Annotated in this window: 10 protein-coding genes and 1 rRNA gene; 8 read left to right on the forward strand and 3 right to left on the reverse strand. The window is 60.1% G+C overall.

The genetic code is table 11. The features are described from left to right. Positions 1-2 precede the first annotated feature (2 nt). Positions 3-1,148 (reverse strand): nuclear transport factor 2 family protein, encoded by a 1,146-nt coding sequence (locus tag MRBLMS1_RS18760; RefSeq protein ID WP_485880999.1) that lies wholly within the window; start codon positions 1,146-1,148, stop codon positions 3-5. A gap of 127 nt (positions 1,149-1,275) precedes the next feature. Further along, complete coding sequence (locus MRBLMS1_RS18765; RefSeq protein ID WP_485881001.1) at positions 1,276-2,400, reverse strand: helix-turn-helix transcriptional regulator; 1,125 nt, start codon at positions 2,398-2,400, stop codon at positions 1,276-1,278. 120 nt (positions 2,401-2,520) lie between these two features. On the opposite strand from MRBLMS1_RS18765, the gene MRBLMS1_RS18770 reads away from it, so the two are divergent. The 7 genes from MRBLMS1_RS18770 to MRBLMS1_RS18800 all read left to right on the forward strand — a co-directional run bounded on the left by MRBLMS1_RS18770 (position 2,521) and on the right by MRBLMS1_RS18800 (position 9,982). Beyond that, a complete protein-coding gene (locus MRBLMS1_RS18770) occupies positions 2,521-3,402 on the forward strand; it encodes an N-acetylmuramic acid 6-phosphate etherase (protein ID WP_072456195.1) in 882 nt (293 codons plus the stop codon). Between the two features lie 45 nt (positions 3,403-3,447). Further along, positions 3,448-4,758 carry an MFS transporter gene (locus tag MRBLMS1_RS18775; protein WP_485881004.1) on the forward strand — a complete coding sequence of 437 codons (1,311 nt, stop codon included), beginning with the start codon at positions 3,448-3,450 and terminating at the stop codon, positions 4,756-4,758. Positions 4,759-4,849: 91 nt separating this feature from the next. Further along, positions 4,850-6,511: a glycoside hydrolase family 10-like protein gene (locus MRBLMS1_RS18780; RefSeq protein ID WP_485881006.1), complete on the forward strand. Its 1,662-nt coding sequence runs from the start codon at positions 4,850-4,852 to the stop codon at positions 6,509-6,511. 93 nt (positions 6,512-6,604) lie between these two features. Further along, positions 6,605-7,585, forward strand: a complete 981-nt coding sequence (locus MRBLMS1_RS18785) for an N-acetylglucosamine kinase (RefSeq protein ID WP_485881008.1) — start codon at positions 6,605-6,607, stop codon at positions 7,583-7,585. Then, positions 7,582-8,382, forward strand: coding sequence for an N-acetylmuramoyl-L-alanine amidase (locus MRBLMS1_RS18790; RefSeq protein WP_485881010.1), 801 nt, complete (start codon positions 7,582-7,584; stop codon positions 8,380-8,382). The genes MRBLMS1_RS18785 and MRBLMS1_RS18790 overlap by 4 nt, the downstream gene beginning before the upstream one ends. Positions 8,383-8,465: 83 nt before the next feature. Continuing rightward, on the forward strand, positions 8,466-9,368 hold the full coding sequence (locus tag MRBLMS1_RS18795) for a LysR family transcriptional regulator (protein ID WP_485881012.1): 903 nt from the start codon (positions 8,466-8,468) through the stop codon (positions 9,366-9,368). After that, positions 9,368-9,982: a M15 family metallopeptidase gene (locus MRBLMS1_RS18800; RefSeq protein WP_485881014.1), complete on the forward strand. Its 615-nt coding sequence runs from the start codon at positions 9,368-9,370 to the stop codon at positions 9,980-9,982. The genes MRBLMS1_RS18795 and MRBLMS1_RS18800 overlap by 1 nt, the downstream gene beginning before the upstream one ends. Here the strand turns inward: MRBLMS1_RS18800 and MRBLMS1_RS18805 are convergent, their stop codons facing one another. Then, on the reverse strand, positions 9,983-11,362 hold the full coding sequence (locus MRBLMS1_RS18805) for a sodium-dependent transporter (protein ID WP_485881016.1): 1,380 nt from the start codon (positions 11,360-11,362) through the stop codon (positions 9,983-9,985). It lies immediately after the preceding gene. Between the two features lie 482 nt (positions 11,363-11,844). On the opposite strand from MRBLMS1_RS18805, the gene MRBLMS1_RS18810 reads away from it, so the two are divergent. Next, positions 11,845-11,953 (forward strand): 16S ribosomal RNA (locus tag MRBLMS1_RS18810); the annotation flags it as partial.

Raw genomic sequence — 11,953 nt, forward strand, 5'->3', positions numbered from 1 at the left:
ACTTACTGCTCGATCAGGCGGATCATGGATTCCGCCACGCCGACGGACGACTCCCAACTCATGCCGGTCACCAGCCGGCCATCGACCTCGACGTGGCTCTGTCCGCTGGCGCCGTGCCTGAATATGCCGCCCTGGCGCTTGATGCTGCCTTCCGCCGAAAAGGGATAGGCTTTGTATACCGGCGATTCCTTGTTGAGAAACGCATCGGGGAACGAGGTGAGCGTCTTGCCCTGGATGAGGAAAGTACCGTCGCTGAGCTTCAGGTTCTTGATGCCCTCGGTGCCATGGCAGATGGCCGCGATCACCCCGCCCTGCTGTTCATAGATACGCAAGGCGATGTCCTGCAGCGGCTTGTTGTCCGGGATGCCGACGATTGCCGCGCCGCCGCCGACGAAAGCCATGCCCGCATACTCGTCTGCCTTGACCTCGGCGACGGGTTTGGTATGGGCCAGTGCCCACATGAAATCACTGTCGTACAGATACTTCTTGAGCAACTCGTCCGACGTGACGATCATTTCCAGGGGAACGGCGCCACCCTCGGGACTGACGAAGTCGACCGCGTACCCTGCTTTGCGAAATGCACCATAGGTATAGGCAAGCTCGGGAAAATTATTGCCTGCGTTAACTTTTGTGCCGGGATATTGATGCACATTCGACACGACCAGCAGCACCTTGCGTGCATGGCGCGCCGCTTGCTCGCGATGGGCCGACTTGCTGACGATCTTCCAGTTGCCGGCGATCTTTTTCAAAAGGAAGACATCCACATAGCGGACTCCTTGTGCGGGAATGTGGATCTCGGCCTTGGCGGTGGCCACTTTGCCGTTCATATCCACCTTGATCAGCCGCCCGTGGCGTCCATTGAATTGCCCTTTTTTCTCATCGGTAAAGAGTTTGGCGTATTCGGGACCGCTCAACTCCCATTCCGCATCGTCTTTGCCGTCCAGGTAAAGGCGGGCGTTGGCATGGAAGGCCTGCTTGATCTCGTCCTGTACGTTGAAGCTGGTGCCATGCAGATACAAGCGTACGGTTTCCTGGATGGCATGTTCGTCCTGCTCTGCGGTTGCGGCGGTGCTGACGGCGGTGATGCCAAGCAAGCAACAGGCGAGTACGGTTCGCACTAAAAACTGGATCATGGTTTTACCCTGCATGAAGAATTTCGTTTATCGGAGCAACGACTATTTCAGATCGCTGATGGTCGATAATTTAGCGAAGCGCAGGGGAATTGATGTCGCCAAACAGGATGTCAGACTCCGGAATGACGATTCCGGAGGGGTTTTACGCGGAAACGGCCCTGACGGCCTGGCCGGATTGGGCCCGGAAGCTGGCGGGAGTCTGTCCAGCCACTTTCTTGAAGGTCGAGTAGAAGGTGGAACTGGAATTGAACCCGCAGCGCTCGGCAACGGTATCCATGTTCAGTTGTGGCTCACCCGTCAACACCTGTTCTGCCTCGGCGATGCGGTATTCGTTGACGTAGGTGTTGAAACTCTTGCTCAGCTTGTCATTGAGTACCTGCGACACCTGCGCCTGCGTGTATCCCGCCCGTTTGGCCAGTTGGGCCAGGGTCAGATTCGGATTCAGATAGGATTGTTGCCCGGTCATCTGTTGTTCCAGCGCAGCGAGCACGGCAAGCGCATCGTCGTGCGTCAGGCGGCTATGCTGGTACTTCTGTTTTGGCTCGGCAGGCGTCGAGGTTTCTTTTCTCAGCAGAAAAACCATGACCGCGACATGCAGCGAGAAGGTGAACGACAAGGCACCGACGATATAGGACGTGAACGGCGTGCTCGCGTACGCCGCCAGCATGACACAGCTGCCTGCAAAGACGCTCAGCAGGAGCACGTTGCTGGTCGCCATCCGCTGTCCGTCGTTCAACCATGCACGGCGGCTTTGCCAGAGCAGCCTGGCGGCCGCCAGCAGGTAGCATAGCCAGAACACATGAATGGCATGACTCGACAGGTTCCACACAGAACGATACGCGGCATATGGAAAGGCAACGCCAATGCCTATCAGCAGGAAGGACAGGCCGAGATGCCAACGCCATTGTTGTCCAGTAGGCAATTGTCCGAGCCCGGCCAGAAAAGAGCGCACATAGAGATAGGTCAAGGGACCGATCAACAGGCAGGCCGACAGACCCAGCTGGCGGAATTCGAGTGCGATCGCTGGGTTGAAGAAGAGGAAGGCAGATTTGGCGGTGCGCACCCCGACGGCCAGCAGCAATGCGCCGAGCATGCAGTCGGCGAGGCAGCGAGGCCGGCGGCTGAAAAAATAGACGGCCAGGAAAATGCCGTTGATGGCGCCAAGGGCGCTAAACAGGAACAGCAATTGGCGAGCGATCATGGGGATGTCGTTGATGTTGGCGTCGAACCCAAGTATAGACACAAACGGGAGCGTATCGAAGTACATGTAGTACACCACGTGCCTGCACCAGCCATAAACTCCCGTTATGCCCGCCCGCCAACCTTTCATGGCTGATATTGCTCGTTGGTATTAAACTGGTTTCACCTTCAACCATGTTCTGAAATCATGTTGAAAACTGAAACCCCGAGCCGGCGGCATCCGGATCTGGACCTGTATCCGGTGGAGCAGCTGGTGGCGGCGCTGGTCGATGACCAGTTCTGGGCTGTCGAGGCCGTGCGGCTGGCGTCGCCCGACATCGCTGCCGCCATCACGGCCGCCCTGCCCCGCATCGCGGCCGGTGGACGGCTGCTGTATGTGGGGGCGGGCACGTCGGGACGCCTGGGCGTGCTCGACAGCGTTGAATTGAATCCCACGTTTTCCTGGCCGCCCGAGCGGGCCGTCGCCATCCTGGCCGGCGGCGCGGGCGCCATGTTCACGGCCGTCGAAGGCGCGGAAGACGATTTGCAGCAAGGCGAGGCGGATTTACTGGCCCTGCAGCCGCAAGCAAATGATGTCGTGATCCTGCTGGCCGCTTCCGGCGCCACGCCGTATGTGCTGGGCGCCTTGCTGGCCGCGCGCCAGGCGGGCGCCTTGACGATAGGCATCGCGAACAATGTGGATGCCCCCGTGGCGCACGAGGCGCAATGCGGCATCGTGCTCGACACGGGTACGGAAGTCATATCCGGCAGCACGCGCCTGAAAGCGGGTACGGCGCAAAAAATCACCCTGAACACGATTTCCAGCGCCCTGATGGTCGGTTTGCACAAAACTTACGGAAACTTGATGGTAGACTTGAAGCCGACCAACGCCAAACTGATCTGGCGGGCGGTGCGTCTGACCATGCACGCCACCGGCGCCAGCGAAGTGCAGGCCAGGACCGTGCTGGAGCAATGCCACTATCACGTCAAGGTGGCGATTGTTGCCTTGATCAAAAAAATCAACACAAACCAGGCACAGGCATTGTTGGCCGGCGCGAACGGCAGTGTGCGGGCGGCACTGGCGGCGTGATCCGATGGCGCGGCATTCTTCTGTCTGGGAGACAAAGAAGGATGTATGGAGCTAGTGAAACAAACCGCCGCGGCACGCGCAAATAAGCCGTCAAATAAGCCGTGGCTGTGGATCCCTTCCCTGTATTTCGGCCAGGGCATTCCCTATGTAGTGGTCATGACCTTGTCCGTGATCATGTACAAGAACTACGGTTTCAGCAATACCGATATTGCCCTGTACACCAGCTGGTTGTACTTGCCATGGGTCATCAAACCCCTGTGGTCGCCCTTCATCGATATGTACCGCACCAAGCGTTTCTGGATCGTCGGCTTGCAGCTGGTGATCGGCGCCGCGCTGGCGCTGGTGGCCCTGACGACGTCCTTGCCGCACTTTTTCCAGATCAGCCTGGCCATCTTCTGGCTGATGGCTTTCAGTTCCGCCACGCATGACATTGCCGCCGACGGCTTTTATATGCTGGGCCTGGAAGAGCATCAGCAGGCGGCCTTCGTCGGCGTGCGCAGCACTTTCTATCGCCTGGCGATGATCGCCGGCCAGGGCGGCCTCGTGTATCTGGCCGGCTATTTGACGCATGCGACGGGCAATGTGCAGCTGGCCTGGTCCGTCGTGTTTGCGATTTTGGCGGGCCTGTTCATCGCCCTTTTCCTGTACCACTATTTTGTCTTGCCGAAACCGAAGGACGACCGCCCCAGCATCCAGGGCGCCGGTGTTTCTCCCTTGCAGGAATTCATCGCCACCTTTGCCTTTTTCTTCAAGAAAAAGGATATTGTCGTCATCCTGGGCTTTTTGCTGCTGTTTCGCCTCGGCGAAGCGCAACTGCTCAAATTGGCCGCGCCTTTCCTGCTCGACCCCGTCGCCAAGGGCGGCCTGGGCCTTAGCACGGAACAGGTGGGACTCGTCTATGGCACCATCGGCGTGATTGCCCTGACCCTGGGCGGCTTGCTGGGAGGATTCATCATTTCCCGCTTCGGCTTGAAACGCTGTTTGTGGATCATGGTGCTGTCCGTCCACCTGCCCGACCTGGTCTTTGTCTACCTGGCCACCGCCTTGCCCAGCAGCATTTATGTGATCGCCGGTGGCATTGCGTTGGAGCAATTTGGCTATGGCTTCGGTTTCGCGTCCTATATGTTGTACATGATCATGGTCTCCGATGGCGCGCATAAAACGGCCCATTACGCGATCTGCACGGGTTTCATGGCCCTGGGCATGATGTTGCCGGGCATGGCCAGCGGCTGGATCCAGCAAATGCTCGGCTACCAGCACTTCTTCATCTGGGTCTGCATCGCCACCATTCCTGCTTTCATCATGGCCGCGCTGGTCAAGATCGATCCCGAATTCGGCAAGAAGGCCGAGGCCTGATTCTTTTGAACCGTGCGCCCGCATGGATGGCGGGCGCACAGTAAAATGCCCGCACCGATAGACCTGCGCTTCACCACTGCAAGGAATTGTTTTGTTGTCTACTTTTAAAAAACGCCTGAGCGCCAGCGCCGGCGTATTGGCCGCGCTGGCCACCGCCACATTGCTCAGCAGCTGTACCAGCACCAGGATCCCCTCCGCAGTGACGCCGGGTGCAGCGGGTTTGCCAGCCGTGCCGCCCGTGCAGCACATCACGGGCGAAGTGCCGCCGCCGGCGCCGCGCGAATTCCGCGCCGCCTGGGTCTCGACGGTGGCCAATATCGACTGGCCCAGCCGCAGCAATTTACCGGTCGCCAAGCAGCAAGCGGAAGCGCTGGCCATCCTCGACCGTGCCAAGTCCTTGAATTTGAACGCGATTGTGCTGCAGGTGCGCCCTAGCGCCGACACGATTTACCCATCGCAGCTGGAGCCGTGGTCGGAATACCTGACCGGCAAGCAAGGCCAGCCGCCAATGCCCCTGTATGACCCGCTGGCCTTCTGGGTGGCACAGGCGCATGCGCGCGGCCTGGAATTGCATGCCTGGTTCAACCCGTATCGGGCCCGTCACGCGACGGCCAAGTCGCCGCTGGCGCGCGACAGTTTCGCTTCCACCAACCCGGCGTCCGTCAAGCAATACGGCCGCTACCTGTGGATGGACCCGGGCGACGCCGCCGCCTCCAAGCACACGACGGACGTGGTGCTCGACGTGGTGCGCCGCTACGATATCGACGGCGTGCACATCGACGATTACTTTTACCCGTACCCGATCGACGCGCCTGGCGCCGGCGCCGGTGCGGAAACAGCCGCGCTGGACGCGGGCAATGGCGGCGCCAAGCGCGAACTGCCGTTTCCCGATGAGCCTTCCTGGCAGCAATATCTGCTGGCCGGCGGCCAGCTGGACCGCGCTTCCTGGCGCCGCCAGAACGTCAACCAGCTGATCGAGGCTTTGTATACAGGCATCCACCGCGAAAAGAGCTGGGTGCGCTTTGGCATCAGCCCGTTCGGCATCGGCCGTCCGGACCGCCGCCCTGCCGGCATCGTCGGCTTCAGCCAGTACGATAAATTGTATGCGGACGCGGAGTTGTGGCTGGCCAAGGGCTGGCTCGATTACCTGTCGCCGCAGCTGTACTGGCCCGTGGCGCAGGCGCCGCAAGCGTTTGGCGTGCTGCTCGATTATTGGCTGGCGCAAAACCCGTATGGCCGCCATGTGTGGCCTGGCCTGTACACGAGCCGTATCGACAATTCCGCCAAGTCCTTCACGCCGCAAGAGATCATCAAGCAAATCGAAGTGACGCGCACGCGCCCCGGCGCGAATGGCCAAGTGCATTTCAGCATGGTGCCCCTGATGCAGAACCGCAAGGGTGTCAGCGAGCAACTCAAGGCGAGCGTGTATCAAAGCCCTGCCCTGATTCCCGCCACGCCATGGCTGGGCAAGGAAGCACCGGGTACGCCCGTGCTGGCCTTGCGCCGCGATTCCACCAGCCTGAACATCAAATTGACGGCGGGCGGCGGCAAACCCGTGGCGCAGTACGCCGTCTGGGCCCGCTACGGCGAGGACTGGCGTTTTACCGTGGTCACAGGCGTGCAAGGCGAACTGACCCTGATCGACGATGCCATTGGTAAAGTCAATGCGGTGGTGGTCAGCGCCGTGGACCGCCTCGGCAATGAAAGCCCCCGCGTCACCGTGCGCGCACCGTTTACGGTCGCCGCCAAGTAATTTTGCCGGTTTACCGGCAATCCATAACCTGCAGGCATGAAACATGCGCAAGCTTTCATGCCTGCAAGCTCCGCTTGGCTTTACACTCATGCCATGATTTCCTTCCCTGCAATCAATATTGACACGGCCGTACTCGGGCTGGGCATCGACGCGGGCGGCACGCAGACGCGCTGGGCTTTGGCCGGCGCGGATGGCGCCATCGTGGCGGACGGGGCCGTGGAAGGCTTGTCTGCCTTGCAAATGAGCAGCGATGCGGGCCGCGCAGCCGTGCACGCCACGTTTGCGAAATTGTCTCAGGCTGTGCTGGCCGTTGGCCACCCGCGCGCCGTGGTGGCGGGCTTGACGGGCTTTGGCGGCGACGATGTGACGCTGGCGGAGTTGCTGGCGGAGTTGCTGGCGCTGGACGCCGTCGACGTCCGCTTGGGCAACGATATCGACATCGCTTATCGCGACAGTTTTGAACCAGGCGAAGGTTATCTGGTCTACGCTGGCACGGGCTCGATTGCCGCCTGGATCGATGCGGATGGCGTGTTTCACCGCGCAGGCGGGCGCGGCGTGCTGCTCGACGATGGCGGCGGCGGTTACTGGGTCGCGCGCGAAGCCTTGCGCCACATCTGGCGCCGCGAAGACGAGGCGCCCGGCAGCTGGCAAGCGTCGCCCATGGCCGAGGCCGTGTTTGCGCAACTGGGCGGCAGCGACTGGTCATTGTCGCGCGCCTTCATGTATGGCCAGGACCGGGGCGCCATCGGCCGGCTGGCGCTGGCCGTGGCCGCCAGTGCCGACGCCGACCCGCTGGCGCTGGACATCTTGCAGCGCGCGGGACAGGAACTGGCGCGATTGGCCCTGGCACTGGTATCGCGCCATGGTCCGCGTCCCGTGGTGCTGGCCGGCCGCGCGGCGCAATTGCACCCTGCCATCGCATCAGCCATGCGCGCCGCTTTGCCTGTATCGTTGACGATGGAACAGAAAGTTGCCCGTCCACATGACGCAGCAGCCAGGATAGCCGTCAAGGCGGCGGTCAAGACACAGGCCAATACTGAACATTTTATTAACCCCAACATGGATATTTCATGAAAAAAATCGCCCTCGCCCTGCTGGTGGCCCTGCTCTCCGCCTGTACCACGCCCGCACCGCACCTCGACCACAGCTTGAGCGCGCGCAGCCAGAGCCCGCGCGTCAAATTCATCATCATTCATTACACGGTCAGCGACCTGCCCCGCTCGATCAAGATCCTGACGGAACAAGTGGTCAGCAGCCATTATTTGCTGACGGACACGGACAAGCCGAAGTTTTACGTGCTGGTCGACGAATCGCGCCAGGCCAATCACGCGGGTGTGAGTAACTGGAAGACTTATACACAGTTGAATGTCAGCTCGATCGGCATCGAGATCGTCAATCCCGGCTACAAGGACACGCCGGAAGGCCGCCTCTGGTATCCGTTTCCCCAGGCACAGATCGATGAGCTGATTCCACTGCTGAAAGATATCCAGGCCCGCTACAACATCGCGCCGGAAAATATCCTCGGCCATAACGAGATCGCCCCGCAGCGCAAGCAGGACCCGGGGCCGCTGTTTCCTTGGCGCCAGCTGGCCGATGCGGGCCTGATCGTCTGGCCCGATGCGAACCGTGTTGCCGCGCAGCGCCTTATTTTTGAGCAGCAAGTACCGGACGCCGTCTGGTTCCAGAAAAAGCTGGCCCAGCACGGTTATGCGACGCCGAACACGGGCGTTTTCGACGAGGCGACGCGCAATGTGCTGATCGCCTTCCAGATGAAATACCGCAACACCTTGTTTGACGGCACACCCGACGGCGAAACGGCGGCCCTGCTGGAAGTGCTGACGACGCCGGCGCCAGCTGTTGTTGCAAAGTAGCATAGCCGTTCCAGCCCATGACTTTTTCTTATATGCTGAACGTTGACGGCCAAGGCGGCCACGGCAAGGTAAAGGAATAGCTCATGCGGCTGCGTCATATCGAAGTGTTTCACGCCATCATGCAAGTTGGCACCATCAGCGGCGCCGCCCAGGTGCTGCATATCTCGCAACCGGCCGTAACCAAGGTCTTGCAGCATTGCGAGTTGCAACTGGGCATGCCGCTGTTCGAGCGCGTGCGGGGCAAGCTGTACCCGAAACCCGAGGCGCACCGCCTGTTTGTCGAGACGGAAAAGCTCAACCGCGATTTGTTGGGCATCCGCCGCCTGGCGGCCAGCCTGAAGGGCCATGCGGTGGAAACCATCCGCCTGGTCTCCACGCCGACGATCGCCATCAGCGTCTTGCCGTTTGCCATGACGGAGTGGCGGCGCGACTTTCCCCACACGCGTTGCCAGCTGGCCACCCATCACACGGGCGAGATCGTCAATACCTTGCGCCTCGGTGAAGCGGACCTGGCCGTATCGCTGCAAGACCCGCGCCATCCGGGCATCGTGGCCGAACCGATCACGCAGGGCGTCATGACGGTGATCGCGCCGGCTGGCACCTGGCGCGCGGCCGATTGCGGCACCCCGTTGACGGCGCATGGCCTGAACGGCGAGCTGATCGGCCATACGGACAACGATCCGCTAGGCGAATTGGTGATCGCCGCTTGCGAGGCGCAGGATATCCACCCCGTGTTTTCTACCGTGGTGCAGACTTATCAAATCGCCCGCTCGCTGGTGGAAGCGGGCGCCGGCATGGCCGTGGTCGATCCGTTTACGGCTGCGTCCGGTTCGCCCGAGCGGCTGCAGCGCCGTCCTTGGGCGCCGACGATACCGATCCAACTGTATTTATTGACGGCGAGCCACTCGCCGCTGTCGCATGGCGCGCGGCGCCTGGCCGACAGCATCGGTGTGGCGGCGCGCAATTGCCTGGAAAGAGGAGTCTGATGTCTGTTGCAAGTTTGCAATTGGAAGCGGTCGGCAGCGATCCGCAATTTCGCCACCTGAGCAGCATCGCCGGCATCGCCGTCGACTTGCGCTATGCCACGCCCGACAATTTTGTCGGCCGCGACTTATACAGCCCCATCGATTGCGCCTGGCTGCACCGCGATGCGGCAGTGGCGCTGAAGAAAGCCGTGGCGTGGCTGGGCGAACGGCGGCCCGATCATCATCTGCTGGTGCTCGACGCCCTGCGCCCGCAGCGGGTGCAGCAGCAACTATGGGATGCGCTGCAGGGAACGGAGTTGCTCGGCTACATCGCCGAGCCGTCGCGTGGCTCGATCCACTCGTTCGGCATGGCGCTCGACATCACCATCGTCGGGCCGGACGGGCAGGAACTGGACATGGGCACGGGTTTTGATGACCTAAGTGAGCGCTCGCATCCGGCACTGGAACTGGTGATGCTGGAAAGGGGAGAAATTACGGAGCAGCAAGTGGACAATCGCCGATTGTTGCGCGAGGCCATGTTCCAGGCGGGTTTCTTTGGCATCAACAGCGAATGGTGGCATTTCGATTGCGGCGACCGGGTGCTGGTGCGCCAGACCTACACCCGGGTGCTCTGACTAGAAGACGTTCAGTCCCTTCAGCATCACGATCAGGATCAGCACGGGCGAGACAAAGCGCAGCAGGAACAGCAGCACATGTGCCAGTTTTCTGTTCTGCAACTGGCCGTGATTGCTGATCGCATCGATGAAATGCTGCTTGCCCCAGGCCCAGCCGGTAAACAAGGCAATCGCGATGCCGCCCACGGGCAAGAAGATATTCGACGAGACGAAGTCGAACAGATCAAACATATTCAAATCAAACAGCTTGAAGTTCGCCAAGGTGCTGTTACTCAAGGCGCACACGGAACCGAGCACGGCCAGCAGCAGCATGGTCACGACCGTTGCCTTGGTGCGCGTCCAGCCAAAGCGTTCATGGAAAATCACCACGGGCACTTCCATCAGCGACAGCATCGCCCCCGTGGCGGCCACGGCGGCGAGGATAAAGAACACCACCATCAGGACTTGCCCCATGGGGATTTGCGAAAACACGGCCGGAATGGTGATGAACACCAGCGACGGTCCCGCACTGGGTGCGAAGCCAAATGTGAACACGGCGGGGAAGATGGCGATGCCGGCCAGCATTGATACACCGAGGTCGGCCGCCATCACGCGCAAGGTCGTGACGGGGATATTCTGGTCGTCGCGGAAATAGCTGCCGTAGGTCATCATCGTGCCCATGCCGACAGACAATTTAAAGAAGGCCAGGCCCATGGCTGTCAGCACGACGGAGGCCGTCAGCTTGGAAAAATCAGGACGGAACAGGAAGGCCAGGCCTTCGCCTGCCTTATCGAGCGACAGGCTGACCGCACAGAGCAGCAGGAGTAACAGGAACAGCAGCGGCATCAGTTTCTTGGCGATCGCCTCGATACCCTTGGTCACGCCCAGCATCAATATGCCGCCGATAAACAGCAGCACGCCCCATTGCCACAACAGCGATTGCAGAGGATTGCTGATCAGGGAGGCGAAGGCCGCTTCCGTCACCAGTTTGTCGCTGCTGAGAATGGAGCCATCGATGGCCTTGGCAATATAGGCAAATACCCAGCCCACCACTTCCGAATAGAACGCGACGATCAGGAAGGCGGCGATCATGCCGATGAAGCCGACCAGCCACCAGGGCTTGCCCTTCGGTGCCAGCTGCTCCATGGTCGAGATGGGATTGACCTTGGCCCGGCGTCCCAGGGTGATTTCCGCGATCATCACGGGCAGTCCCACTAATAAGGTAGCGAGTAAATAAATGAGCAGGAAGCCGGCGCCGCCATTGGCGCCTGTCAGATAGGGGAACTTCCAGATGTTACCGAGACCGACTGCGGAACCGAGGGTGGCGGCGAGCACGCCGAAGCCAGTGGTAAAGCCAGCCCGTTTCAGGGTCAGGCCTGATCCTTGAGCTTGTTGTTTCATGGTGAATCTTCTATGGTGGGACGCGAATTTGCGCTGAGGGGGCGAAATTGTAGCAGTTGGCCGCAAATACCCGGGAAAAGCCTTGCTACTCCCGGGGGGCTTTGCTATAGTTCGCCTCCCCAATGAGACGCAGTCACTGCGGCAGTTGAGGATCACCGGAAACGGCGATGAGCAGGAAAAGAAGGAGTTGACGGATTTAGCGAAATGCTTCATACTCTTCCTTCTTCGCAGCTGACAAACACAACGCTTTGTCGATAGCGCGAAAGCAGTAACCGAATACAGTTCTTTAACAATTAACAGTCGATAAGTGTGGGCATTTGATGTAAGTGCAGCGTCAATCTTCGGATTGGCGTCTAACTTAAAATATCAAATGTTCACAAGAAATAATGAAATAGGCGCTACGAAAGTAGTGGCCTGTCAGTTTTTTGAGTGAGCGACCCGTCGCAAGACGGTGCCGGTAAAACGGCAAAGTAACAGAGATTAAACTGAAGAGTTTGATCCTGGCTCAGATTGAACGCTGGCGGCATGCCTTACACATGCAAGTCGAACGGCAGCACGGAGCTTGCTCTGGTGGCGAGTGGCGAACGGGTG

The sequence above is a fragment of the Massilia sp. LMS1-1-1.1 genome (assembly GCF_040815535.1).
GTDB classification, from domain to species: Bacteria; Pseudomonadota; Gammaproteobacteria; order Burkholderiales; family Burkholderiaceae_D; genus Janthinobacterium; species Janthinobacterium aestuarii.